Consider the following 26519-nt stretch of genomic DNA (forward strand, 5'->3'; position numbering starts at 1 on the left):
CGTAGGGAAACCGAGTCTTAACTGGGCGTCTAGTTGCAAGGTGTAGACCCGAAACCGGGTGATCTAGCCATGGGCAGGTTGAAGGTTGAGTAACATCAACTGGAGGACCGAACCCACTAACGTTGCAAAGTTAGGGGATGACCTGTGGCTGGGGGTGAAAGGCCAATCAAACTCGGAGATAGCTGGTTCTCCCCGAAAGCTATTTAGGTAGCGCCTCGGACGAATACTACTGGGGGTAGAGCACTGTTTGGACTAGGGGGTCATCCCGACTTACCAACTCCATGCAAACTCCGAATACCAGTAAGTAATATCCGGGAGACACACGGCGGGTGCTAACGTCCGTCGTGAAGAGGGAAACAACCCAGACCGCCGGCTAAGGTCCCAAAGTTCTGGTTAAGTGGGAAACGATGTGGGAAGGCTCAGACAGCTAGGATGTTGGCTTAGAAGCAGCCATCATTTAAAGAAAGCGTAATAGCTCACTAGTCGAGTCGGCCTGCGCGGAAGATGTAACGGGGCTCAAACCAGGCACCGAAGCCGCGGATTCACACGTATGTGTGAGTGGTAGGGGAGCGTTCTGTAAGTCTGCGAAGGTGTATCGAGAGGTATGCTGGAGATATCAGAAGTGCGAATGCTGACGTAAGTAACGATAAAGGGGGTGAAAAGCCTCCTCGCCGGAAGACCAAGGGTTCCTGTCCAACGTTAATCGGGGCAGGGTGAGTCGACCCCTAAGGTGAGGCCGAAAGGCGTAATCGATGGGAAGCAGGTTAATATTCCTGCACGACTTGTAATTGCGATGGGGGGACGGAGAAGGCTAGGTGGGCCAGGCGACGGTTGTCCTGGTGAAAGTGCGTAGGCGGTATCTCTAGGCAAATCCGGAGATACAACGCTGAGACACGAGACGAAGCCACTACGGTGGTGAAGCCATTGATGCCCTGCTTCCAGGAAAAGCCTCTAAGCTTCAGATTACAAGTCATCGTACCCCAAACCGACACAGGTGGTCGGGTAGAGAATACCAAGGCGCTTGAGAGAACTCGGGTGAAGGAACTAGGCAAAATAGAACCGTAACTTCGGGAGAAGGTTCGCTCTTGACAGTGAAGTCCCTTGCGGATGGAGCAGTTGGGAGTCGCAGTGACCAGATGGCTGGGACTGTTTATCAAAAACACAGCACTCTGCAAACACGAAAGTGGACGTATAGGGTGTGACACCTGCCCGGTGCCGGAAGGTTAATTGATGGGGTTAGCGCAAGCGAAGCTCTTGATCGAAGCCCCGGTAAACGGCGGCCGTAACTATAACGGTCCTAAGGTAGCGAAATTCCTTGTCGGGTAAGTTCCGACCTGCACGAATGGTGTAACCATGGCCATGCTGTCTCCACCCGAGACTCAGTGAAATCGAATTCGCCGTGAAGATGCGGTGTACCCGCGGCTAGACGGAAAGACCCCGTGAACCTTTACTACAGCTTGGCACTGAACATTGAACCTACATGTGTAGGATAGGTGGGAGGCTTTGAAGGCGTGACGCTAGTTGCGCTGGAGCCGTCCTTGAAATACCACCCTTGTATGTTTGATGTTCTAACGCAGGGCCCTGAATCGGGCTCGCGGACAGTGCCTGGTGGGTAGTTTGACTGGGGCGGTCTCCTCCCAAAGAGTAACGGAGGAGCACGAAGGTTGGCTAATCCTGGTCGGACATCAGGAGGTTAGTGCAATGGCATAAGCCAGCTTAACTGCGAGACGGACAGGTCGAGCAGGTACGAAAGTAGGTCATAGTGATCCGGTGGTTCTGAATGGAAGGGCCATCGCTCAACGGATAAAAGGTACTCCGGGGATAACAGGCTGATACCGCCCAAGAGTTCATATCGACGGCGGTGTTTGGCACCTCGATGTCGGCTCATCACATCCTGGGGCTGAAGTCGGTCCCAAGGGTATGGCTGTTCGCCATTTAAAGTGGTACGCGAGCTGGGTTCAGAACGTCGTGAGACAGTTCGGTCCCTATCTGCCGTGGGCGTTGGATGATTGAAGGGAGTTGCTCCTAGTACGAGAGGACCGGAGTGAACGAACCTCTGGTGTTCGGGTTGTCACGCCAGTGGCACTGCCCGGTAGCTAAGTTCGGAATCGATAACCGCTGAAAGCATCTAAGCGGGAAGCGAGCCCTGAGATGAGTCATCCCTGACCCCTTGAGGGTCCTAAAGGGCCGTTGGAGACCACAACGTTGATAGGTGGGGTGTGTAAGCGCGGCGACGTGTTGAGCTAACCCATACTAATTACCCGTGAGGCTTAACCATACAACACCCAAGAAGTGTTCTGGGCCTTGTAGCAAGTGAACGAACTACTTATCTAATTCAGTGATAGTGACAAGGCAAACGCCTAAGTCGTTATTCACGTCAGCTTTCCAGATGAAGTTTTTTGCCTGGCGGCCATAGCGCCGTGGAACCACCTGATCCCATGCCGAACTCAGAAGTGAAACGCGGTAGCGCCGATGGTAGTGTGGCATTCGCCATGCGAGAGTAGGACACTGCCAGGCACCCAATTAGAAGAAGCCCGCTCAATCGAGCGGGCTTTTTTTTGCCTGAAAATCGTAATTTTATAGTATGAATATCTACATAATGCTTATTTAATGGTTAGAAATATTGATAAAGTTGATTTATTAGTCATGACAACTGCCTTTTATTTCTCTGATTACCCGCCTCCTGAGCCACTCTCGATACCTGATACCTGATACCTGATACCTGATACCTGATACCTGATACCTGATACCTATTCCTGTGCCTGCCAGCCTGCCGATAGGCCATGGCTTGGGTGGAGGATCCCGCTTGCTCGGCTCGGGAGTGGCAGGCCAACCGGCACCATCAAGACGCTTTGGCCCCACCTCGCACTCTTCTTCTCTCGCAGAACAGATAGCTTTTTGTCCCTTTCTCGTTGTTTTGGATATAAAAAGCACAGAATGTGATACCCCTACCTTTCTTGCCGAGTCCGCTCTGCTTTAATTCGTCTGCTCACATTCGATGGGCCAAGGAATCACAATAATCTGAGGAATGGACACATGTTCAAGAGAACAGTAACGATGATGCTGGCGGCGGGAACCCTGGTATTAGGCGGTTGCGCATCTAACGGTGGCGCTGAGCAGGCGGGGGCGGACAACAGCGATTTCGGCGGCAAGTCAATCTACCTGCGCGGGGAGATGAACGACTGGATGGCCAACGATGAGACCAAGGCGGTCAAGGTGGCCGACAAGCTCTATATGGCCAAGGGTACCCTCAAGAAGGAGTGGGCCCCCTACAAATTCAAATTTGGTGACTCAAGCTGGAGTTGCGGCACCAACTTCGGCTACAAGAGCCCAAGCGATGGCGTCGCCGTGCTGGGTGGTGAACCTGTTCCGGTCAACCCCTGCTCCAAGTACGAGGACATGAAGTTCTCGCCGGAGGCGGACGGGGTCTATGAGTTCTATCTGAACCTGGCTGGCGAAACCCCGACGGTGTACGTCAAGAAGCCCTGATCCGGCCCCGAGCGGTCAATCCCTCGGGCAATGAACGGTTAACTGCCCCGGTCCAGCACTCTGCTGGCCGGGGCGTTTTTTTAGGCTTTTGGCGGTGGTTCATGATATGGGTGCTACTATATATAGTGTTTTTGTATTTCACATTCATCTATTGGTTGTGTTTTGATCTTCTGCATGACGTTGATGCATTCACATAAGGTGGCTTGAAAATGGCTAAATCCAACCCTGTGCCGGCGAGTGATCCCGGCGCCGATCTCATACCCCTGCAGGAGACCTCCCTCGAGATCTGGGACAGCAAGTATCGCCTCAAGCGCAAGGACGCGACTCCCATCGATGGCTCGGTTGACGAGACCTACCAGCGGGTGGCCCGCGCCCTGGCAGCGCAGGAGCGCGAACCCGATGCCTGGTATGAGCCCTTCCTGTGGGCGCTGCGCAACGGCGCCATCCCGGCGGGACGCATCACCTCCAATGCGGGGGCCTTCGAGCACAAGCCCGCCACCTCCACCATCAACTGCACCGTCTCCGGCACCATCGAAGATTCGATGGATGACATTCTCGGCAAGGTCCACGAGGCGGGGTTGACCCTGAAGGCGGGTTGCGGCATCGGCTATGACTTCTCGACCCTGCGTCCACGCGGAGCCTTTGTCTCCGGGGCTGGGGCCTACACCTCGGGCCCGCTCTCCTTCATGGATATCTACGACAAGATGTGCTTCACCGTCTCGTCCGCCGGCGGTCGCCGCGGCGCCCAGATGGGAACCATGGATATCCGTCACCCGGACGTCATCGAGTTCATTCAGGCCAAGCGGGAGGATGGCCGCCTGCGCCAGTTCAACCTCTCCCTGCTGATCACCGAGGAGTTCGTCAAAGCGGTGAAGGAGGATGCTCCCTGGACGCTGATCTTCCCTTACACCGCCAAGGAGGTGGAGCAGGACGGCATCGCGCTGGACGACCCCGAGCAGGTGCTCTGGGCTGATTGGCCGAACAAGGAAGGAGTGGTCATCAATGAGCTGGGCCAGGTGGCCTGCAAGCGCTACAAGACACTGCCCGCCCGCAAGCTGTGGAACGTCATCATGAGCTCCACCTACGACTACGCGGAGCCCGGCTTCATCCTGATCGACAAGGTCAACCAGATGAACAACAACTGGTTCTGCGAGGAAATCCGCGCCACCAACCCCTGCGGCGAGCAGCCCTTGCCGCCCTACGGCGCCTGCCTGCTGGGCTCGGTCAATCTCACCAAGTTCGTGCGCAATCCCTTCACCGATCAGGCCAGCTTCGACTGGCAGGTATTTCGCAAGGTGGTGGCCATTTTCACCCGCATGCTGGACAACGTGGTGGAGATCAACCAGCTGCCGCTGGCCAAACAGCGGGAGGAGATCATCAACAAACGTCGTCACGGCATGGGCTTCCTCGGTCTCGGCTCGGCCCTCACCATGCTGCGGATCAAATATGGCTCCGCCGCCTCCGTCGCTTTCACCGAGCAGGTCTCCCAGGAGCTGGCCATGACCGGTTGGCGCGAATCCCTGGCGCTGGCGACAGAGAAGGGCCCGGCCCCCATCATGGAGCAGGAGTTCGAGGTCACCGGCAAGATGCTGCGGCTGCGCCCCGAGATGGCCGCCGATGGCATCAAGCTTGGCGACAAGATCAAGGGCCGGGTGCTGCACGCGCGCTACAGCCGCTACATGCAACAAGTCGCCGGAGTGGACCCCGTCCTGGTGGCCGAGCTGGCTGAGGTGGGTGGTCGTTTCACCCATCACAGCAGCATAGCGCCGACCGGCACCATCTCCCTGTCGCTCGCCAACAATGCCAGCAATGGCATAGAGCCGAGCTTTGCCCATCACTACAGCCGCAATGTCATCAAGCCGGGCAAGAAGAGCAAGGAGAGCGTGGACGTCTACTCGTTCGAGCTGCTGGCCTACCGTGGGCTCGTCAATGCTGGCGCCATGCCCTATGGGGAGGAGGAGGCGACCCGGCTGCCGGACTACTTCATCACCGCCGATGACATCAGCCCGGCCCAGCACGTGGACATCCAGGCCGCAGCCCAGCGCTGGATCGACTCCTCCATCTCCAAGACCGCCAACGTGCCGACCGACTTCCCGTTCGAGCAGTTCAAGGACATCTACCTCTATGCTTCTGATTCGGGGCTCAAGGGCTGCACTACCTTCCGCTTCAACCCGGCCGCCTTCCAGGGGGTGCTGGTGAAGGAGAAGGATCTGGAGAATACATGTTACGAGTTCACCCTGGAGGATGGCTCCGTCATCACCGCCAGGGGCAACGAAGAGATCGAGTACGATGGCGAGCTGCACACCGCCGCCAACCTCTATGACGCCTTGAAAGAAGGCTATTACGGTAAATTCTGAGGACGACACATGGTCAAGAAGATCGACAGCAAAATCGTCGCCTACAAGGTGAAGACCCGGGATGAGCCGCAAGAAGCGCCGGCCCCGCAAGATGACGTGGTGCACATGCACGAGACGGTGCTGCGGCCGGAGCGGCTGATGGGCACCACCTACAAACTGAAGACGCCGGAGCATGTCTCCGAGCACTCGCTGTTCATCACCATCAACGACATCATTCTCAACGAGGGCACGGTGCACGAGACCCGCCGCCCGTTCGAGATCTTCATCAATTCCAAGAGCCTGGAACACTACCAATGGATAGTGGCGCTGACCCGGATCATCTCGGCGGTGTTTCGCAAGGGCGGGGATGTCACCTTCCTGGTGGAGGAGCTGCGCTCGGTGTTCGATCCCAAGGGCGGCTACTGGAACAAGGGCAAGTACGTTCCCTCCCTTATCGCCGAGATTGGCAACGTGATCGAGACTCACCTCACCGAGATCGGCATGCTCAAGGTGCCCGGGCTGGATGAGCACCAGCAGGCATTCCTGGCCGAGAAACAGGCCGAGCTGCAGGGCGGACAACAAGCGGAAGCACAGCAGGTCGGCAGCGGTTTCCCGGCCAGTGCGGCGCTCTGCTACAAGTGCCACACCAAGGCGCTGGTGCAGAAAGATGGCTGCATGACCTGCCTCAACTGCGGCGATTCCAAGTGTGGTTGAGGGGATAGCGAATCGAAAAAGACCGGCCGATGAGCCGGTCTTTCTTGTTGGCTGTTTTTTGTTCGGTCCATGGGGGAGCCAAAGGGATTTGTTGCACGCTGGTAAAATCGGGCGTAGCGTTGGGAAGTAATAAAACTGTCACGGCGGTGTGGTTTCAATGACATCTGAGATTCACACGCGTGGCACCTTCAGTGCCAAGGAGGATGCTTATGGACAATACGGACCGAAAGCTGTTTATCCTGGATACCAACGTTCTGCTTCACGAACCCCTCGCCATCTACTCCTTCAAAGAGCACGACGTGCTCATCCCCATGACGGTGCTCGAAGAGCTCGACAACATCAAGGATCGCCAGAAGGACGTCAGCCGTGATGCCAGGGTCGCCATCCGGGCGCTGGAAGACGTGTTTCGTGATGCCACTCCGGAGCAGATAGTGCAGGGGGTGGCGCTGGCCGGGGAGGCGAGCGGTCATATCTCCATCTTCAGCGATCACCACCTGCCCCAGGATGCCGAGGTGTTCACCGACAAGGAGGCGGACAACCGCATCATCAACGCGGCTCTCTACCTGCAAAAGCACGAGATGAAGCGCCAGGTGGTGCTGGTGACGAAAGACATCAACATGCGTCTCAAGGCCAAGGGGGCCGGGCTGGCGCACGTTGAGGACTATCGCAGCGACCAGTTGATCGACGACATCCGCCTGCTGGCCAAAGGCTTCCAGGTGGTGCCCGGCAGCTTCTGGGAGCGGGTCGGCGAGTGTGACAGCGAGACCCATGGCCGTGACACCGTGCATGTGATCGATGCCAATCTGCTGGAGGGAGTACACGTCAATCAGTACCTGCTGGACGAGGAGAACTTCTTCGCAGCGAGGGTGCTGAGTCACGATGGCCACAAGATCCGCCTCAAGGATCTCGGCCGCGAGCGGCTGATGTCGCGCAAGGCCTGGGGCGTTCACCCCAAGAACGTCTATCAGGGCATGGCGCTGGATGCGCTGCTGGATCCGCACATCGATCTGGTGATCCTGACCGGCCCGGCGGGCTGCGGCAAGACCCTGCTGGCCATGGCGGCGGCGCTGGAGCTGGTGATTGAGAAGGGGATCTACGAGAAGGTGATCGTCACCCGCAATACCCCGGAGATTGCCGAGAGCATTGGCTTCCTGCCCGGTACCGAGGAAGAGAAGATGATGCCCTGGCTGGCGGCGGTGACCGACACCCTGGAGGTGCTGCACAAGCAGGACGAGAACATGAGCGGGTCCCTGAGCTACATCATGGAGAAGGCCAACATCCAGTTCAAATCCGTCAACTTCATGCGCGGGCGCAGCATCCAGAACACCTTCGTGCTGCTGGACGAGTGCCAGAACCTGACCGCGTCCCAGATCAAGACCATCATCACCCGTTGCGGCGAGGGCACCAAGATCGTCTGTTCCGGCAACCTGGCCCAGATCGACTCCAACTACCTGAGCCCGGTCACCTCGGGGCTGACCTACATCGTCGAGCGCTTCAAGGACTTCGATGGCAGTGCCAACATCTTCCTGAACGGGGTGGTGCGCAGCAAGCTCGCCTCCTTTGCCGAGGAAAATCTCTGATTTCACTGAATATCTTCATACAAAAAGGGAGGCCATTGGCCTCCCTTTTTTGATCCCGCGCTCCTGCCCTAGGCACTCTGCGAGTGGCCCAGATAGCGCTGAAGGCCCGGGTGACCGCTGTTTTGCAGAATGTCGGGCGTGCCCTGCAGGGCGATGCGTCCCTCGTCCACGAACAGCACTCGATCGGCGATGAGTTGGGCATCCTCCGGGTTGTGGGACACCATCAGCACGGTAATGCCCTGCTCGCAGGCGAGGCGGGCGACCTCCGCCAGCATTTCCCGGCGCAGGGCGGGATCCAGCGCCGAGAAGGGTTCGTCCAGCAGCAGCAGCGGCTTGCCGCGCACCAGGGCGCGGGCCAGCCCCACCCGTTGCTGTTGACCACCGGAGAGCTGCTCCGGCAGCCGATCCTGCATGTCACCGAGCCCCACCTTGATGGCCGCCTCTTTCACCTGGGCGCGTTGGGCCGGGCTCAGGCGCAGGCCGGGGTGCAGGCCGATGGCGATGTTGTCGAACACCGACAGGTGCAGGAACAGGTTGTGATCCTGGAACAGGGTGGTGACCGGCCGCTCGGCGGGGCCGAGCGGCAGCAAGTCGATGCCATCGAAGCTGAGACGGCCGGATTCTACCGGCACGAAGCCCGCTATCATGCCGAGCAGGGTCGATTTGCCGGCCCCGCTCGGACCGATCAGCGCAGTGATCTCCCCCTTGGGCAGGGAGGCGTTGAAGGTCACCCGCCAATCAGGGTAACTGGTTGTAAAATCATCAATTAACAGCATCTTTGACTCCTGTGATATGGCTGGGTGCGCAGACCGCATGTGAAACCGTGCCATGGCAGCAAACTCGACTATCCAGCATCCAGGTTCTTGCCTCCCAGACCCCGTTCCACCAGCCAGAACAGCGAGAAACAGAGGGTGAGCAACAGCAGGGCGGTGGCCGCCGCCTCGGTCAACCGGTAGCTGCCGAGTTGCTGATAGAGCAGCCAGGGCAGGGTGGTGAGCTCCTGGCTGCCGAACATGGCGATGGCGCCGAGATCCCCCAGCGACAATATCATGGAGAGTGCCATGGCCAGCGCCAGCGGGCGGCGCAGCAGGGGCCACTCGACGTACTTCAGGCGATGCAGGCCGCGCACTCCCAGGCTGTCTGCCAGCCGATCGTACTGGCGCACCACCAGTTGCATGGGCGCGCTGAGGGTGCGCAGCACATAGGGCAGCGCCATCAGGGCGTTGACCAGCACCACCAGCCAGGGGCCGAGGGCAAACACATCGGTGAAGGGCATGAACAGGATGAAGAGGCCGGTGCTGAGCACCACCGCCGGGATCATCAGGATCATGGAGCCGCTGGCCTCCCACAGGGCGGCCGCCCGTCGCTTGCGGGCCCGCACCCGCAGGTGGCGGCTGGTGAGCAGCAGGCCGGCCCCGAGCAGGGTGGCGAGGCTCCCCGCCACCAGCGCGATGCCGAGAGACTGGCCCCCCGCCTGCCACAGCCGGGACGAGCCGAGCGCCGTCAGCAGACCTGGGTTGAAGCCAGCGACGACGATGGCCAGCAGCGGTGGCAGGAAGATGGCGAGGCCGAGGGTGAGGGCGGCACCATCCACCCAGCGGGTGCCCGGCTGTTGTCTGTCCGGGCGCAGGCAGGGGCGGCGGCTGGTGAGGCGACTGGACGGGGTGGTCTGCAATTTGTGTTGCAGCAGCAACAGGCCCGCGGTCAGCAGCAGTTGCACCAGCGCCAGGCCGCCGGCGGTGGCGAGATCGAAGTCAAAGCGCAGGGCCTGATAGACGGCCACCTCCAGGGTGGTGGACTTGGGGCCACCGCCCAGCGCCAGCACTGTGGTGAAGCTGGTGAAGCAGAGCATGAAGATGAGGCTCGCCAATCCCGGCAGCAGGCCACGGATGATGGGCCACTCCAGCAGCCGGAAGATGTGGGAGGAATGCATGCCGAGCTGGCTGGCGAGGCGCCAGGAGGACTCGGGGATGCTCTCTATCCCTTGCAGAATGAGGCGCGCCGCGAGCGGCATGTTGAAGAACACGTGGGCCAGCAGTATGCCGAACAGGCCGTACAGGTAGTTGCCGGGGTCCAGCCCCAGGCTGCGCAGGGCATGGGGCAGCCAGCCCTGGGAGCCGTGCACCGCGACTATGCCGAAGATGGCGATGATGACGGGCAGTACCAGGGAGAGGCCAAACAGTTTCAGCAGCAGTCTTCGGCCGCGAAAACGGCGCCGCGCCAGGGCCCGGGCCACCGGAATGGCCAGCCCCAGACTCAGCAGGGTGGAGAGCAGGGCCTGCCCCAGGCTGAAGCCCAGCACATGGCGCAGGTAGGGGTCTGCCAGCAGGCTGCCAGGGAGCGTGCCCGCCTGCCACAACAGGGCGACGAGCGGCCCCAAGGAGAGCAACAGGATGATGCTGGTGGCTGCGCTACCCGGCAGCCACCAGAGAGGACGAGCCTGTGGTTTTACAGCGTGACGGCTCACTGGGTGACGGCTTGCAGCCATTCCTTGATCCAGCCCTTGCGATTGGCGGCCACCTCATCGGAGCTAAAGCTCAGCGGTTTGGTGACTGTGATCATCTGATCGAAGCCCTTGGGCAGCGGGGTGTCCGTCACCGGATACATCCAGTTGCCGGTGGGGATCGCCTGCTGGAAGGCGGGGCTGACCATGAACTGCAGGAACTGGTCCGCCAGCTTGTCTTGCTTGGCGCTCGCGAGCTTGGCAGCGACCTCCACCTGGCGATAGTGGCCCTCCTCGAAGGCCGCGGCCTGGTACTGGGCCTTGTTCTCGGCGATCAGGTGATAGGCCGGGGAGCTGGTGTAGGAGAGCACCATGTCCGCCTCGCCGTCGAGGAACATGCCGTAGGCCTCGGACCAGCCCTTGGTGACGGTGACCGTCTTCTTGGCGAGCTGGGCCCAGGCGGCCGGCGCTTCCTTGCCATAGACGGACTTCATCCACAGCATCAGCCCCTGACCCGGGGTGGAGGTGCGGGGATCCTGATAGATCACCTTGAGATCCGGGCGCTCCACCAGCTCTTTCAGGCTCTTGGGAGGGGTCTGGAGCTTGTCCTTGTTGTAGACGAAGGCGAAGTAGCCGTAGTCATAGGGGACGAAGGTATCGTCCTGCCAGCCACCCGGCACCTTGAGGGCAGCGAGATCCGTGTGATGGGGGGCGAACAGGCCGCTCTGCTTGGCCTCGCTCACCAGGGCATCGTCCAGCCCCAGCACCAGATCGGCCTGGCTGTGTTTGCCTTCCAGTCGCAGCCGGTTGAGGATGGCGACCCCGTCTTCCAGCGCCACCAGCTTGAGGGTGCAGCCGCACTCCTGCTCGAAGGCCTGCTTGATCTTGGGACCCGGTCCCCATTCGCTGGCGAAGGAGCCGTAGGTGTAGACGGTGAGGGTGTCGGCCGCGAAGGCCTGGGCACTGAGCAGGCTGGTGGCAACCAGCAGCAGGGTTTTCATTGATGGCACTCCTGTGAGTCGTGAAGTGCCAGCGGGGAGAGGGCGCAAAAAACGAGCGCCATGCCTCAAATTCCTCCGCCAGCATTATCTGGATCAGGTTCACGGGTATAATCTCAGCGGCAAGCCGCACCCCGTTTGAGAAACGAACCGCATTGTATTAACGTTCCTTGGGGGAGGCCAGCACAATTATTTCACCGGCCGATACGGGCGTAGCGGCATAGCAGAGGAGGTTCCCGTGATCACCAGTACCAAGGAAAGGCGTGCCTTTGCGCGCATGGTCATCAATGCTCCCGTCACCCTGTTTCAGCATCAGGACGTGCTGGAGGGGATCTGTCGGGATCTCAGCGCCAACGGCATGGGGGTCGAGGTGAACGAGCACAGCTTCGATGTGCATCAACTCATCCGGGTGAGCCTCGCGACCAGCAGCAACTTGCTGCCGCCGTTCGAGGTGCAGGCCCGCATAGTGCGGGTGCTGGAGGAAGAGGAGGGACTCTTGCTGGCGCTGGAGTTTCAGTCTCTGGCCTGACGCGGTAGCACATTCCACCACTTTTCATCGGCCAGCATCTGCTGGTCGATGTCATTTTGGTTTTCAGTAGATTGTTATGCTGCCGCTTGGCCATTCGCCATCGCTTCCCGGCCTGTCTGGGGGCGACTCAGTGGCTGGCCAGCACGGGCTGCACGCTCAACTGCCGGCTGTCGACCAGCGTCTTGCTGGTGGGAGCGAGCTGGCCGATGGGGAGCTGGGCCGGGCCGGTCGGCTCCATCAGCAGGTAGGTCTGTCCTTCCCAGCTCAGGGTCGCGTCTCCCGGCTTGGCGGGCAGGGCGACCCCCAGCAGTGCGTGGCCCGGCACGAACACCATGGCCTGGGGCAATTCCGGGAAGAGCTGGGCCAGCATGGCCGCCATCAGGGTCACCTTGCTGTCACAATCCCCCCGGTTCTGCTCCAGCACCTGACGCGGGGTCAGGAAGCCCTTGCCGGCCCGGCCAGACTGGCTGTCCAGCAGGCTATAGGGAATGGCTTGAATGAAGTCGAGCATGAAGGCCACCGTCTGCTGGCGTGCCTCCACCTCGGTGGTCCCCTGCCGCTTGAGCTGATCCGCCAGCGGTGCCAGCTCGGCCCGACTCTCCAGCGCGATGCGCACGTGATCCTGCTTGATGGCGGGCACCCCGTCGTACGGCGTAAAGCGCTGGAAGTAGTGCTGCTTGAGCCATTCCTGCTCCAATTTCGCCCGCTCAGGCCCGACCCAGCTCTCGGCCTCCCGCGCCTTGTCGGCGTTGCGGCTCCTGATGTTGAGGGCCAGCGCGGGGCGAGAGAGGGAGAACTGCACCTCGGGGAACGCGATGACGGCCTGCTGCAGCAACTGCTGCAACATCTCCTCCTGCATCCGCGCGGGTCTATAGGCGATGAGCGGTGGCAACTGGCCCGTCTCCAGCCGGTAGCTGAGCTGCTGCGCCTTGCCCTCCCTGTCCTGCCAGCCGACGTTGAGCTGACCGCCGTTGCTGTGAAAATAACGCTGCCCTGCCATTGCCGGCAGCGCGAACAGCAGGGCGCAGAGCAGGAGGCCGCTCGTTGTCGTCATCATCCTCTCCTCAGGTGTCGGTTGGCCGTCTGCCGGAAATAAAACAGGGAGCCTGGGCTCCCTGTGGATGCTACTCGTTGTGGCTATTCGTGCCTAGCTCCCGCTCGGCTGCCTTGTTTCGAAGGCGCAGAGACGGGTTTTGAACGTGCTCAGATCCAGCTCGGCTGCTTCGCCTCGAAGGCGTCGATGGCGGCCTCATGCTGCAAAGTCAGGCCGATGGCGTCCAGCCCGTTGAGCAGGCAGTAGCGGCGGAACTCGTCGATCTCGAAGCCGAAGCTGAGGCTACCTGCGCGCACCTGATTGGCCTCCAGATCTACCTCGATCTGTTGGCCCGGATTGGCGGCAACCAGCTGGAACAGGGCCTCCACCTCTTCGTCCTTCAGACGCACCGGCACCAGGCCGTTGTTGATGGCGTTGCCGTAGAAGATGTCGGCGAAGCTCGGGGCTATGATGGTCTTGAAGCCGTAATCCGCCAGCGCCCAGGGGGCGTGCTCGCGGCTCGAGCCACAGCCGAAGTTCTCCCGGGCCAGCAAGATGCTCGCGCCAGCGTAACGCGGCTGGTTCAGTACGAACTCGGGGTTTGGCTGCTGGCCGGCATCATCCAGGAAGCGCCAGTCGTGGAACAGGTGCTTGCCAAAACCGGTGCGGTTCACCTTCTGCAGGAACTGCTTGGGAATGATGGCGTCGGTGTCCACGTTGACGCTGTCGAGGGGGACGGCGATCCCTTTATGTTGTTTGAATCCTGTCATGTTCATTCCCTCTTACAGTGCGCGAATATCGGCAAAGTGACCGGTGACGGCGGCGGCGGCGGCCATGGCCGGGCTCACCAGATGGGTGCGGCCGGCACGGCCCTGACGACCCTCGAAGTTGCGGTTGCTGGTGGAGGCGCAGCGCTCCCCCGGTTGCAGTCGGTCGTTGTTCATGGCCAGACACATGGAGCAACCCGGCAGACGCCATTCAAATCCTGCCTCGATGAAGATCTTGTCCAGCCCCTCGGCCTCGGCCTGGGCCTTCACCTGCTCGGAGCCCGGCACCACCAGCGCCTGTACCCCCGCGGCGACCTTGCGGCCCCGGGCTATGGCGGCGGCGGCGCGCAAGTCCTCGATGCGGCTGTTGGTGCAAGAGCCGATGAACACCTTGTCGATGGCGACGTCGGAGAGCTTCTGGCCCGGTTGCAAGTCCATGTAGGCCAGCGCCTTGCGAGCGGACTGCTGCTCCATCAGATCGGTGAAGGAGTCCGGATCCGGGATGGGATCACCCACGGCGATCACCTGGCCGGGGTTGGTGCCCCAGGTCACCTGGGGGGCGATGTCGGCGGCATTGAGCACGACTTCTGCATCGAAGCTGGCACCTTCATCGCTCTTGAGGGTCTGCCAGTAGGCGATAGCCTGCGCCAGTGCCTCACCCTCGGGGGCGAAGACCTTGCCGCGGATGTAGTCGATGGTGGTCTGATCGGGGGCTATCATGCCCGCCTTGGCGCCAAGCTCGATGGCCATGTTGCACACCGTCATGCGCCCTTCCATGGAGAGCGCTGCGATGGCGTCTCCCGCGAACTCCACCACGTAGCCGGTGCCGCCGGCGTGGCCGACCCGGCCTATGATGGCAAGCACCACGTCTTTCGCGCTGATGCCTTCGGCCAGCTTGCCGTTGACGCTGATGCGCATGGTCTTGGCGCGGCCCTGTTTCAGGGTCTGGGTGGCCATCACGTGCTCCACCTCGGAGGTACCGATGCCGAACGCCAAGGATCCGAAGGCGCCGTGGGTGGCGGTGTGGGAGTCGCCGCAGACGATGGTGGTGCCGGGCAGGGTGATGCCGAGCTCAGGCCCCATCACGTGGACGATCCCCTGATACTGATGGTTCAGATCGTAGAGCCGGACTCCGAACTCCTTGCAGTTGGCGGCCAGCGTCTCCATCTGGATGCGGGCCATCTCGCCGGAGGCGGCGATGTCCTTGGTGGTGGTGGAGACGTTGTGATCCATGGTGGCCCAGGTCAAGTCCGGGCGGCGCAGGGGGCGCTTCATGGCGCGCAGGCCGTCGAACGCCTGCGGGCTGGTGACTTCGTGCACCAGGTGGCGGTCGATGTAGATGAGCGGCGTTTCCCCGGCCACTTCACGCACCACGTGGGCGTCGAATACTTTCTGATAGAGGGTCTTGGACATTGCTCTCTTCCTTGTTATCTGCTGTCTTCAGATGCGCGCGGCGATCTGGGAGCCCATGGCGGCGGTGCTCTGCACCGGGTGCTTGGCATCGGCCTGATGCAAGTCGGCGGTGAAGTAACCCTCGGCCAGGGCCTGGGCCACGGCCTGCTCGATGGCCTGGGCGGCGGCTTCCTGGCCGAGGCTGTAGCGCAGCATCAGGGCGGCGGAGAGGATCTGGGCGATGGGGTTGGCGATGCCCTTGCCGGCGATGTCAGGCGCCGAGCCACCGGCCGGTTCGAACAGGCCGAAGCCGGATTCGTTCAGGCTGGCGGAGGGGAGCAGCCCCATGGAGCCGGTGATCATGGCGCACTCGTCGGAGAGGATGTCGCCGAACAGGTTGGAGCAGAGCAGCACGTCGAACTGGGACGGATCCTTGATGAGCTGCATGGTGGCGTTGTCGATGTACATGTGGTTCAGGGCCACGTCCGGGTAGGACTTGGCGACCTGGCTCACCACTTCGCGCCACAGGATGGAGGAGGCGAGCACGTTGGCCTTGTCGATGGAGGTGACTTTGGCCTTGCGCACCCGGGCCGATTCGAACGCTATCTTGGCGATACGCTCGATCTCGAAACGGTGATAGACCTCGGTGTCGAATGCCTTCTCCATGGCGCCTTCCCCCTCGCGCCCCTTGGGCTGGCCGAAGTAGATGCCGCCGGTCAGCTCGCGGACGCAGGCGATATCGAAGCCGCGATCCGAGATGTCGGCACGCAGTGGCGAGAATTGTTCCAGACCGGTGTAGATGCGGGCCGGACGCAGGTTGCAGAACAGCTTGAAGTGGGCGCGCAGGGGCAGCAGGGCGCCACGTTCCGGCTGATCGTTCGGCGGCAGATGCTCCCACTTGGGGCCACCGACCGAGCCAAACAGCACGGCGTCGGCCGCTTCGCAGCCTGCTATGGTGCTCGAAGGCAGGGGAGTGCCCTGGTTGTCGATGGCGATGCCGCCCACGTCATGGCGGTCGTACTCGAGGGTGAAGCCAAACTTGGCCTGTATCTTTTCCAGCACCTTGACGGCCTCGGCCATCACTTCCGGGCCAATGCCGTCACCCGGCAATACTGCGATCCGATAACTGCTCATACTGTTTCCGTCCTGATGTTGTTATTGAGATCCCTCTGCTCAGCGGCCCGATACGGTGGGCCGACTACTGTTCAGAGTGTCTCCGTTCTGATGTTGTTGTCTCTCATCTGTCAGCGAGCTTGTCGCCGTTCAGACGGTTTCCGTTTTGATGTTGTTCTTCTGTCCCATCTGCTCGGCGACCTGATCGGCGCGCCAGATGCTGTTGATGACATGGACCAGGGCCTGGGCCGAGGACTCGATGATGTCGGTGGCCAGCCCCATGCCGTGGAACTTGCGGTCCTTGTACTCGGCGACGATATCCACCTGGCCGAGGGCGTTCTTGCCTTCTCCCTTGCCCTTGAGCTCGTACTTGTCGATGCGGATCTCGTAGCCGGTGATGCGGTTGATGCACTGGTAGACCGCATCCACCGGACCGTTGCCGGTGGCGGCCTCGCAGATCAACTCCTGACCGACCTTCAGCTTCACCGAGGCGGTGGCCAGCACCGAGCTGCCGCTCTGCACGCCGAGGTATTCCAGCTTGAAGTGTTCGGGCTCCTCGTGGATCTGGCTGAAGAAGGCGAGGGCCTCGAGGTCGTAATCGAATACCTGGCCCTTCTTGTCCGCCAGGGTGAGGAACTTGCCGTAGAGATCGTCCAGGTCGTAGCTGCTCTCGGCGTAGCCCATGGATTCCATGCGGTGCTTGATCACGTGGCGGCCTGAGCGGGAGGTCATGTTGAGGCTGTTCTGGGTCAGGCCGATGCTCTCAGGGGTGATGATCTCGTAGGTGTTCTTGGCCTTGAGCACGCCATCCTGATGGATGCCTGAGCTATGGGAGAAGGCGTTGGCACCGACGATGGCCTTGTTCGGCTGCACCGGCATGTTGCAGATCTGGCTGACCAGCGTGCTGGTGCGGTGGATCTCGCTGTGGCGGATGTTGGTGTGAACCCCGAGCAGATCGGCGCGGGTCTTCAGGATCATCGCCACCTCTTCGAGGGAGCAGTTGCCCGCCCGCTCGCCGATGCCGTTGATGGTGCACTCGATCTGGCGGGCTCCCATCTGCACGGCGCCGATGGAGTTCGCTACCGACAGGCCGAGATCGTCGTGGCAGTGTACCGAGATGATGGCCTGATCGATGTTGGGTACCCGGTTGAACAGGGTCTGGATGATGCCGGAGAACTCGGTCGGTACCGTGTAGCCCACGGTGTCCGGGATGTTGATGGTGCGGGCACCGGCCCGGATGGCGGCCTCCACCATGCGGCATAGGTTGTCGATGGGGGTGCGGCCCGCGTCCTCGCAGGAGAACTCCACGTCGTCGGTGTAGCGGCGGGCATGCTTGATGGCGCTGACCCCCATCTCCAGCACGTCTTCGAAGCTCTTCTTCAGCTTGCTCTCCACATGAATCGATGAGGTGGAGATAAAGGTATGGATGCGGAACGCCTCTGCCACTTTCAGCGCTTCACCGGCGGCGTCGATGTCCTTGGGCAGGGCGCGGGCTAGGGCACAGACCCGGCTGTTTTTGATGTGACGGGCGATGGTCTGCACCGAGAGAAAATCACCGGGGGAGGAGACCGGGAAGCCCACCTCCATAATGTCGACACCGAGCCGCTCCAGTGCCTGGGCGACCTGCAGCTTCTCCTTGACCGTCAGGCTGGCCGACAGCGCCTGCTCACCATCACGCAAGGTGGTATCGAATATGATGACGCGATCTGACATGTGACTTCCCTCTTCCTAAGTTCGGTGCGTGCATCCTGCATGGCATAAAAAAACCCGTGCGGGGTGCACGGGTTTTTGTAAATTCCGGCTATGCCTTAGCCCGGCTACAAGGATCCCGCGCGACGAGTCGCGATTAGGGAAAGCAGTAGTAGCGGAGCGGCAATATGCATGATGACTCAATCCTTCCAGTCGATAACGCTTCTACCAATAACGAGATTCTTATGCTGTGTCAACTCGAACTGGCAGGTTCATTTCACTGTTTTATTTAATCGGATTGTAAAGGAATGCAAATTTCCTTGTCCCATATTCGGTTCATGCCTGATTATCCGGTCATTCCTGCTGTACTCGATCACCCGCACAATCAGATCGACTTATCAGCACTTGCTGAATTATCTGAGGTATCCCATGGAAAAACGCAGACCAGGTCGTCCGGTCGGACGTTCCGACATTCGTGACAAGCTGCTTGCCGCCGCACGCGAACGTTTTCTGAACACTCCCTACAGCAAGGTGACGACCCGTGAGATCGCCGAGCTGGCCGGTTCCAATCTGGCGATGATCCATTACTACTTCGGCAGTAAAGAGGGCCTCTACAAGGCCGTGCTGGGGGATGTCGCCGAGCCGCTGGATCAGGCCTGGCACGATGAGACCAGCAACCGCAGCCTCACCGATCTGCTCAACACCTACTATCAGGTGATGGCGCCGAACAGCGAGCTGACCTCCGCCATCTCCAGTGCCTTGTCGACCGAGAAGAGCCCGGGACGGGATTTCGTGTTGAACCGTCTGCTGGAGCGTCAACTGCCCCAGTTCGACGCCCTGCTCGAATCCATGAAGTCCAACGGTCAGCTGGGTGACAATCTGGATCCCGAGATGTTGAAGATCTCCTTCCTCAGCATGATGTGGCAGCCGTTCGTGATGAAGGATCTCTACGAGCAGGTGTTTGGTCTGACCGTGGACGAGAGCTTCATGAGTCGTCTGGCGGCCCACAACTGCCAACTGATGGAGAACGGTCTGCGCGGTTCCCTGAACTGATCACCGGTATTTTCATCTGAAGAATCAAAAAAAGGGCCTTTCGGCCCTTTTTTCATTACGTCGTTCACAAATCTGTTATCTGTCCTTCAACTTAGTGTCACTCCGCCGCCCTAGTCTGCACAGAGATCTCGGGGAAGGAGGGGTTATGAACAAGATCCAGCAATGGGACCTGCAGGTGTGCCGTGTCTGCCTGCTCCATCCCTACAACCGCTCGCAAGCCAGAGTCAGCCGGGTCATCTCCCACACCGGAGACGGTCCGCTCTACGCGGTGCTGGCGGCGCTGCTCTGGTGGCAGGGAGGGGCGCAACGCGAACTGGTGCTGGTCGCCCTGCTGGCGTTTGCCCTCGAGTTTCCGCTCTATCTGCTGCTCAAGAATGCCCTGAGACGTCAGCGTCCCGCAGGGCTGCCGGTCTTCATCACCCCCTCGGATCGCTACAGCCTGCCGTCGGGCCACACCGCGGCGGCATTTTTGATGGCGACCGTGCTGGCCGTCAGCTTCCCGCTCTGGGCGCCACTGCTGTTCGCCTGGGCCGCGCTGGTGGGGGCATCCCGCCTGCTGCTCGGGGTGCACTACCTGAGCGATCTGGTGGCCGGTGCCCTGCTCGGCGGTGGTTGCGCCCTCTGGGCGCTGAGCTGGAGCCAGGGATGAAGATACTGTTTGGGGTCCAGGGCACCGGCAACGGTCATATCAGCCGCAGCAGGACTCTGGCGCGCGCCTTGAAGGCCAGGGGGATCGAGGTCGACTACCTGTTCAGCGGCCGCCCCGCCGACGGCTATTTCGAGATGGGGGAATTCGGGGAGTATCGCACCTTCCCCGGCATCAGTTTCGTCAGCCACGAGGGCAGCATCTCGGGCTGGCGCACGCTCAAGGGACTGGCCCCCTTGCGTTTCTGGCGGGACATGCGGGCGCTGGATTGCCGCGATTATGACCTGGTGATCAGCGATTTCGAGCCACTCAGCGCCCATGCCGCCCGGCGCTGGCAAAAACCCAGCCTCACCATCAGCCATCAGGCCAGCTTCGACTGGTCCATTCCGCGCTGGGGTGAGAGCGGCTTCAGCCGCCAGCTGATGCGTCGCTTCGCCCCGGTTAGCCAGTCGCTGGGGTTGCACTGGTTCCACTTCGGCCAGCCGCTGTTGCCTCCCATCATCGATCCTATCGCACTCGCGCCGGACAACCAGCAGGTGCTGGTCTACCTGCCGTTCGAGCAGACCGAGCAGATAGCGGCCCTGTTGTCGCGCTTCAACCAGCAGCATTTCGTCTGCTTCCATCCCGCCATTCGCACCCCCAGCCAGTGGCGCAACATTCATTTCGAGCCCCTGGCGCGGGAAGGGTTCAAGCAGGTGCTGGCCGGTTGTCGGGGCGTCATCACCAATGCCGGCTTCGAGCTGGCCTCGGAGGCGCTGTCCCTTGGCAAGAAGTTGCTGGTCAAGCCCCTTGGCGGCCAGTTCGAGCAGCTGACCAACGGCAAGACTCTGGAGCTGATGGGGCTGGCCCAGCTGATGGAGGTGCTCGATGCCAATGCGGTGCGCGGCTGGCTCGAGACGGCGGCACCCGGGGCCATTCGTTATCCGGATGTGGCGGGCGAGCTGGCGAACTGGCTGGCCGCCGGGGCACAGGAGGGCATCGAGCATCTGTCCCGCCGGCTGTGGGCCCGCACCCTCTTCCCGGAAGAGGTGTGTGATCGGCTCAGCGAGCTGGCTGAAAACCCGGTATTGACTCGTCCCTGGTTATCGCAACTCAGTGCCTTTGACTAAACTGAGATAACCCCACCCAAGGAGAGGACGGACAGCATGCGCTTTACCAATGAGAACGGCGACACCATGACCCTGGCGGATAATCTGACACTCCATGAATTGCTGGATATGGGCGTCAGCATCTCGGTCTGCGAGGAGACGGATCCGGATCAGCAGATCTGGCTGGTGGAGCCGGAACAGGGCCAGTGAGTCACCGGATAGTTGATGGGCCCACCCAAGCGGTGGGCCATTTATTTCCGTGAAACCGCAAATTTTCAGCATGATCCGCTAGTTTATTGTCCATCCTCTTCGCTTTCTTTCCTGCCCTGTGACCAAGTCACTGAATGTTAATAGCTGTTTGAAATTTATGACTGTTCAGGCCAGACAAAGCCGTGGACAAGCGTTCACAAGCGGGTTAAGTTGGTTTTTCACCCGATTTTCGGGTGAATGATGGAAAAAATCACTTTTTCTACTATCGACCGCTCCGTACTCGCCTGGTCTGTATTCAGACAACAACTAAGACACGGACCGGCGTTGCCGGGAAGCAGCGGACTGTCGATAGCTTTCGCTTAACGGAGCAAAGCCTGGAGGGCTTTATCATGGAGATGTTATCAGGCGCCCAGATGGTGGTTAGAGCGCTGGAAGATCAGGGAGTGGAACACGTGTTCGGCTACCCGGGTGGCTCAGTGCTCGACATCTATGACGCTCTCTTCGAAAACGGCAAGATGGAGCATGTCCTGGTGCGGCACGAGCAAGCCGCGGTGCACATGGCGGACGGTTACGCCCGCTCCACCGGCAAGGTGGGCACAGTGCTGGTGACCTCGGGGCCAGGTGCCACCAACTGCATCACCGGCATCGCCACCGCTTACATGGACTCGATCCCCCTGGTGATCCTGTCCGGTCAGGTGCCGACCAGCATGATTGGGGAAGATGCGTTTCAGGAGACCGACATGATCGGTATCTCTCGCCCGGTGGTGAAGCACAGCTTCCTGTGCAAGAAGGCCAGCGAGATCCCCGATGCCATCAAGAAGGCCTACTACATCGCCGCCAGCGGCCGCCCGGGGCCGGTGGTGGTGGACTTGCCCAAGGATGTGCAGAACCCGAAAGAGAAGTTCCCCTATCAGTATCCCGAGTCCGTCTCGCTGCGTTCCTACAATCCGACCAAGGCCGGCCACAAGGGCCAGATCAAGCGGGCCGCCAAGCTGCTGACCGAGGCGAGCCGCCCGGTAATGTATGTGGGCGGTGGTGCCATCAACGCCAATGCGGATCAGCTGGTGACCAAGCTGGCCGAACTGCTGAACCTGCCGGTGACCACCACCCTGATGGGGCTGGGTGCCTTCTCCGGCGTCCATCCGCAGTTCATCGGCATGCTCGGCATGCACGGCACCTTCGAAGCGAACAAGACCATGCACAACGCGGATCTGATCTTCGCCGTGGGGGCACGCTTCGATGACCGCGTCACCAACAACGTGGCCAAGTTCTGTCCCAATGCGACCATAGTCCACATCGACATCGATCCCACCTCCATCTCCAAGACGGTGCAGGCCCATGTGCCCATCGTCGGCTCGGTGGAAACCGTGCTGGAGCAGATGCTGGACGTGATCCGCGAATGCGGTTTCGACAACGACAAGCAGGAGTTGGCACAGTGGTGGGAGCAGATCGCCCAGTGGCGTTCCCGCAACTGTCTGGCCTACGAGACCTCGCCCACCCTGATCAAGCCGCAGCAGGTGATAGAGGCGCTCTACAAGGTGACCAAGGGGGAGGCCTTCGTCGCCTCGGACGTGGGCCAGCACCAGATGTTTGCCGCGCTCTACTACCCGTTTGCCAAGCCGCGCCAGTGGATCAACTCCGGTGGCCTCGGCACCATGGGCTTCGGCATTCCGGCCGCCATGGGCGCCCAGTTCGCCAACCCGGATGCGGTGGTCTGCTGCGTGACCGGCGACGGCTCGGTGCAGATGAACATCCAGGAGCTCTCCACCTGCCTGCAGTACGGGGTGCCCATCAAGATTATCTCCATCAACAACCGTGCCCTCGGCATGGTCAAGCAGTGGCAGAAGATGTTCTACGGCGGCCGTCACAGCCACTCCTACATGGAGTCCCTGCCGGACTTCGTCAAGCTGGCGGAAGCCTATGGCCACGTCGGCATCGCGGTGAGCGATCCGGCCGAGCTTGAGAGCGCCATGGAGAAGGCCTTCGCCATGAAGGATCGGCTGGTGTTCATGGACATCTCGGTCGATCCGGACGAGCACGTCTATCCGATGCAGATCAAGTTTGGTGCCATGGACGAGATGTGGCTGAGCAAGACGGAGAGGACCTGACGATGGAACATATTATTTCGGTCGTGCTCATGGAGCTCAAGTTTGGTTCCATCAATGACGAGATGTGGCTGAGCAAGACGGAGAGAACCTGATGAGACATATTATTTCCGTTCTGTTGGAAAACGAATCCGGCGCCCTGAGTCGAGTGGTGGGCCTCTTCTCCCAACGCGGCTACAACATCGAGACCCTGACGGTGGCCCCCACCGAGGATCCCACCCTGTCGCGCATGACCATAGTCACCATGGGTGACGAGCGGGTGCTGGAGCAGATCCAGAAGCAGCTGCACAAGCTGGTGGACGTGCTCAAGGTGTGCGATCTCAGCGAGGGTGAACACATCGAGCGGGAGATCGCGCTGGTCAAGGCCCGTGCCGCCGGTGGGGCTCGCGACGAACTGAAGCGGCTGGCGGATATCTTCCGCGGCCAGATCGTCGACGTGACCCCGGAGCAGTACACGGTGCAACTGGTGGGGACGAGCGAGAAGCTCGACGCCTTCATCAAGACTGCGGCCCAGACCAACGAGATCATCGAGGTGGTGCGCTCTGGCGTCTGCGGGATCTCCCGCGCCGACAAGGCGCTGCGTCCCTGAGCGATACTGCCGGTCAATCGGTTATCCACAAAAGGGCTCCTCGGAGCCCTTTTGTGATTTCACCGGGTGGTGCGCCTCAAACTGTCTGCGGGATCTCCCGCGCCGACAAGGCGCTGCGTCCCTGAGCGATACTGCCGGTCAATCGGTTATCCACAAAAGGGGCTCTTCGGAGCCCTTTTTCACGGGGCGAGTCTAGTCGGGGAGAGTGTGAGTCTGTCATTTTCTTTCAAATGATCGGTAAACTATCCACAAAAGCTGTGGAAAACTCTGTAGATTAGCGGTGTGTCTGGCGTTAGTTGGCTGATATTAAAGGGATATTTTGATTTGATCCTGGCTGGATCGCAATTGTGCAATCGTTGGCGAGGGGGTGAGCGTTCGCTTATCGTCGGTGCCTTGCCAGACGAGGCCCAGCACCAGGCAGGTGGATCCGCTCAGGATCCTGATTTGATCTTGCGGATCAACATCTCGCCGCCATAAAAAAACCCGCCGAAAGGCGGGTTTTTGTTTTCATAGGCGTGCAGGGGATTACTCGGCCTGGGCTGCCTGGATACCGGTCAGGGCGATGGTGTAGACGATGTCGTCCACCAGGGCACCGCGGGACAGGTCGTTGACCGGCTTGCGCATGCCTTGCAGCATGGGGCCGATGGAGACCAGTTCTGCGGAGCGTTGTACCGCCTTGTAGGTGGTGTTGCCGGTGTTCAGGTCCGGGAACACGAACACGGTGGCTTTACCCGCGACCGGTGAGTTCGGTGCCTTGGACTTGGCCACGTTCTCCATGATGGCCGCATCGTACTGCAGCGGGCCGTCGATGATGAGGTCGGGACGCTTGGCCTTGGCCAGCTCGGTCGCCTCGCGCACCTTCTCTACGTCGGCACCGGCGCCAGAGGTACCGGTGGAGTAGGAGATCATGGCCACGCGTGGCTCGATGCCGAAGGCGGCAGCGGAGTCGGCGGACTGGATGGCGATCTCGGCCAGCTGCTCGGCACTCGGATCCGGGTTGATGGCGCAGTCGCCATACACCAGCACCTGATCCGGCAGCAGCATGAAGAAGATGGAGGAGATCAGGGACGAGCCCGGGGCTGTCTTGATGATCTGCATCGGCGGACGGATGGTGTTGGCGGTGGTGTGTACGGCGCCGGAGACCAGGCCATCCACTTCACCACGTTCCAGCATCATGGTGCCCAGCACCACGTTGTCTTCCAGCTGTTCGCGAGCGACCACTTCGGTCATGCCCTTGCTCTTGCGCAGTTCGACCAGACGCGGCACGTAGCGCTCGCGCACTTCCAGCGGATCGATGATCTCGACGCGATCGGTCAGCACCACACCCTGTTGCTCGGCAACGCGACGGATCTCTTCCGGGTTGCCCAGCAGCACCGGACGGGCGATGCCACGCTCGGCACAGATGGCGGCAGCCTTGATGGTACGCGGCTCTTCCCCTTCCGGCAGCACGACGCGCTTGTTGGCCTGACGGGCCAGCTCGGTCAGCTGATAACGGAAGGCCGGCGGGCTCAGGCGACGGGAGCGGGTGGACTTGGCAGACAGAGACTCGATCCAGTGCTTGTCGATGTGGCCAGCCACATAGTCCTGCACCAGTTCGATCCGCTCGCGGTCATCTTCCGGGATGTCGACGTTGAAGTTCTGCAGGCTGACGGCGGTCTGCCAGGTGTTGGTGCCGGTGATCATGATTGGCAGGCCGGTGGCCATGGCCTGTTGGCACAGGGCGATGACTTGCGGCTCAGGATGATAGTTGCCGGTCAGCAACAGGGCACCCAGCTTGACGCCGTTCATGGCGGACAGGCAGGCGGAGACGATGACGTCTGAACGATCGCCGGAGGTCACCAGCAGGCTGCCCGGACGGAAGTGCTCGATCATGTTGTGGATGGAGCGGGCACAGAAGGTCACGGTCTGCAGGCGGCGGCTGTCGAGCTCACCCTTGTGCAGGATCTTGGCGGCCAGGTGCTTGGCGAGATCCTTGGCACGGGGGGCGATCAGCTGGGTGTTCCAGGGAATGCAGCCGAGGATGCGCAGCGGGCTCTTGCCGAACACTTGCAGCACTTCCAGATTGTGGGCGGTGTCGGAGGTGTGGTGATGGGCCTCGAACATCTCGGTCAGATCGGGACGGGTCACGCCGTGCTCGTCAACCGGGGCGCCGACCTTGTTGATGACACAACCGACGATGCGCGGGTTGCTGACGCCACCGAAGTTGGAGCAGGCCAGCTCGATGCGCTCTTTGAGCTTCTGGCTGGAGTCGTTGCCCGGATGGGTCACGAACACCATGTCGGCATCCAGCGCCTTGGCGACGTCGTAGTTCAGCTTGTTGGCAAACGGCTGCTTGTCGGTCGGGACCAGACCTTCGATCACCAGTACCTCGGCACCGCTGGCCTTTACGTGCTCTTCGAAGCGCGCCACGATCTCTTCCAGCAGGATATCGGTGTTGCTGGAGGTGATCATGTTCTCGGCGTAGGAGAGGGTAAACGGCTCGGGCGGGTTGATGTTGGCGGCGGCGCGGATCACGGCGGTGGAGCGCTCGGCACCGGTTTCACCCGGACGCGGCTGAGCAACCGGTTTGAAGAAGCTGACATTGACACCGTGACGCTCCATGGCGCGAACGACGCCAAGACTCACGGAAGTTACGCCGACACCAGTGCCGACCGGGATGAGCATAATAGTGCGTGCCACTTATTACCCCTTGTTCATTTTTTTGGGATCAGGAAAAGGCCGCCCTGGGGCGGCCTTGCTCTACAG

Annotated in this window: 20 protein-coding genes, 2 rRNA genes and 1 riboswitch (1 of these 23 cut by a window edge); of the genes, 13 read left to right on the forward strand and 9 right to left on the reverse strand. The window is 60.8% G+C overall.

Translation table 11 applies throughout. The annotated features are described in order from the left end of the window. From ACZ9IL_RS00015 to ACZ9IL_RS00040, 6 genes are all read left to right on the forward strand, one after another. A 23S ribosomal RNA gene (locus ACZ9IL_RS00015) occupies window positions 1–2278 on the forward strand; it begins 612 nt to the left of the window's first position. Window positions 2279–2402: 124 nt separating this feature from the next. After that, window positions 2403–2517: ribosomal RNA gene (gene rrf, locus ACZ9IL_RS00020) — 5S ribosomal RNA — on the forward strand. A 519-nt stretch (window positions 2518–3036) separates the two neighbouring features. Next, a complete protein-coding gene (locus tag ACZ9IL_RS00025) occupies window positions 3037–3489 on the forward strand; it encodes an early set domain-containing protein (protein WP_408858522.1) in 453 nt (150 codons plus the stop codon). A gap of 209 nt (window positions 3490–3698) precedes the next feature. Beyond that, window positions 3699–5846: an adenosylcobalamin-dependent ribonucleoside-diphosphate reductase gene (locus ACZ9IL_RS00030; RefSeq protein ID WP_476001645.1), complete on the forward strand. Its 2148-nt coding sequence runs from the start codon at window positions 3699–3701 to the stop codon at window positions 5844–5846. A gap of 9 nt (window positions 5847–5855) precedes the next feature. Beyond that, window positions 5856–6539, forward strand: coding sequence for a TSCPD domain-containing protein (locus tag ACZ9IL_RS00035; RefSeq protein WP_476001646.1), 684 nt, complete (start codon window positions 5856–5858; stop codon window positions 6537–6539). 209 nt (window positions 6540–6748) lie between these two features. Then, on the forward strand, window positions 6749–8119 hold the full coding sequence (locus tag ACZ9IL_RS00040) for a PhoH family protein (protein ID WP_476001647.1): 1371 nt from the start codon (window positions 6749–6751) through the stop codon (window positions 8117–8119). Window positions 8120–8187: 68 nt separating this feature from the next. On the opposite strand, the gene thiQ is transcribed toward ACZ9IL_RS00040, so the two are convergent. The 3 genes from thiQ to thiB form a co-directional block, all read right to left on the reverse strand. Beyond that, complete coding sequence (thiQ, locus tag ACZ9IL_RS00045; protein ID WP_476001648.1) at window positions 8188–8895, reverse strand: thiamine ABC transporter ATP-binding protein; 708 nt, start codon at window positions 8893–8895, stop codon at window positions 8188–8190. A gap of 68 nt (window positions 8896–8963) precedes the next feature. Next, window positions 8964–10607 carry a thiamine/thiamine pyrophosphate ABC transporter permease gene (gene thiP / locus ACZ9IL_RS00050; protein WP_476001649.1) on the reverse strand — a complete coding sequence of 548 codons (1644 nt, stop codon included), beginning with the start codon at window positions 10605–10607 and terminating at the stop codon, window positions 8964–8966. Then, window positions 10583–11563 carry a thiamine ABC transporter substrate binding subunit gene (gene thiB / locus ACZ9IL_RS00055; protein WP_476001650.1) on the reverse strand — a complete coding sequence of 327 codons (981 nt, stop codon included), beginning with the start codon at window positions 11561–11563 and terminating at the stop codon, window positions 10583–10585. The genes thiP and thiB overlap by 25 nt, the downstream gene beginning before the upstream one ends. A 53-nt stretch (window positions 11564–11616) precedes the next feature. Then, a riboswitch (TPP riboswitch) is annotated at window positions 11617–11707 on the reverse strand. A gap of 91 nt (window positions 11708–11798) precedes the next feature. On the opposite strand from thiB, the gene ACZ9IL_RS00060 reads away from it, so the two are divergent. Continuing rightward, complete coding sequence (locus ACZ9IL_RS00060; protein ID WP_476001651.1) at window positions 11799–12089, forward strand: PilZ domain-containing protein; 291 nt, start codon at window positions 11799–11801, stop codon at window positions 12087–12089. A 127-nt stretch (window positions 12090–12216) separates the two neighbouring features. On the opposite strand, the gene ACZ9IL_RS00065 is transcribed toward ACZ9IL_RS00060, so the two are convergent. From ACZ9IL_RS00065 to leuA, 5 genes are all read right to left on the reverse strand, one after another. After that, entirely contained in the window at window positions 12217–13143 is a 927-nt protein-coding gene (locus ACZ9IL_RS00065) for a transglutaminase-like domain-containing protein (protein ID WP_476001652.1), read from the reverse strand. 149 nt (window positions 13144–13292) lie between these two features. Continuing rightward, entirely contained in the window at window positions 13293–13892 is a 600-nt protein-coding gene (gene leuD / locus ACZ9IL_RS00070) for a 3-isopropylmalate dehydratase small subunit (RefSeq protein WP_476001653.1), read from the reverse strand. Window positions 13893–13904: 12 nt separating this feature from the next. Beyond that, window positions 13905–15302: a 3-isopropylmalate dehydratase large subunit gene (gene leuC / locus ACZ9IL_RS00075; protein WP_476001654.1), complete on the reverse strand. Its 1398-nt coding sequence runs from the start codon at window positions 15300–15302 to the stop codon at window positions 13905–13907. 27 nt (window positions 15303–15329) lie between these two features. Further along, complete coding sequence (leuB, locus tag ACZ9IL_RS00080) at window positions 15330–16415, reverse strand: 3-isopropylmalate dehydrogenase (protein ID WP_476001655.1); 1086 nt, start codon at window positions 16413–16415, stop codon at window positions 15330–15332. Between the two features lie 129 nt (window positions 16416–16544). Next, window positions 16545–18107 (reverse strand): 2-isopropylmalate synthase, encoded by a 1563-nt coding sequence (leuA, locus tag ACZ9IL_RS00085; protein ID WP_476001656.1) that lies wholly within the window; start codon window positions 18105–18107, stop codon window positions 16545–16547. Between the two features lie 405 nt (window positions 18108–18512). Between leuA and ACZ9IL_RS00090 the strand changes: the two genes are divergently transcribed. The 6 genes from ACZ9IL_RS00090 (at window position 18513) to ilvN (ending at window position 23774) form a co-directional block, all read left to right on the forward strand. Then, window positions 18513–19136 carry a TetR/AcrR family transcriptional regulator gene (locus tag ACZ9IL_RS00090; RefSeq protein WP_476001657.1) on the forward strand — a complete coding sequence of 208 codons (624 nt, stop codon included), beginning with the start codon at window positions 18513–18515 and terminating at the stop codon, window positions 19134–19136. Window positions 19137–19281: 145 nt separating this feature from the next. Next, a complete protein-coding gene (locus tag ACZ9IL_RS00095; RefSeq protein ID WP_476001658.1) occupies window positions 19282–19785 on the forward strand; it encodes a phosphatase PAP2 family protein in 504 nt (167 codons plus the stop codon). Continuing rightward, window positions 19782–20891 carry an MJ1255/VC2487 family glycosyltransferase gene (locus ACZ9IL_RS00100; protein ID WP_476001659.1) on the forward strand — a complete coding sequence of 370 codons (1110 nt, stop codon included), beginning with the start codon at window positions 19782–19784 and terminating at the stop codon, window positions 20889–20891. Before ACZ9IL_RS00095 ends, ACZ9IL_RS00100 begins: the two co-directional genes overlap by 4 nt. A gap of 36 nt (window positions 20892–20927) precedes the next feature. Continuing rightward, the gene (locus tag ACZ9IL_RS00105) at window positions 20928–21080 is read left to right on the forward strand and encodes a hypothetical protein (RefSeq protein ID WP_476001660.1); all 153 of its coding nucleotides are present in this window, start codon (window positions 20928–20930) and stop codon (window positions 21078–21080) included. Window positions 21081–21469: 389 nt separating this feature from the next. After that, window positions 21470–23188, forward strand: a complete 1719-nt coding sequence (locus ACZ9IL_RS00110; RefSeq protein WP_476001661.1) for an acetolactate synthase 3 large subunit — start codon at window positions 21470–21472, stop codon at window positions 23186–23188. Between the two features lie 91 nt (window positions 23189–23279). Beyond that, complete coding sequence (gene ilvN, locus ACZ9IL_RS00115; protein ID WP_005311605.1) at window positions 23280–23774, forward strand: acetolactate synthase small subunit; 495 nt, start codon at window positions 23280–23282, stop codon at window positions 23772–23774. Window positions 23775–24299: 525 nt separating this feature from the next. On the opposite strand, the gene pta is transcribed toward ilvN, so the two are convergent. Further along, complete coding sequence (gene pta, locus ACZ9IL_RS00120; RefSeq protein WP_042644750.1) at window positions 24300–26453, reverse strand: phosphate acetyltransferase; 2154 nt, start codon at window positions 26451–26453, stop codon at window positions 24300–24302. Window positions 26454–26519: the final 66 nt, after the last annotated feature.

Source organism: Aeromonas sp. TECH754, assembly GCF_056279295.1.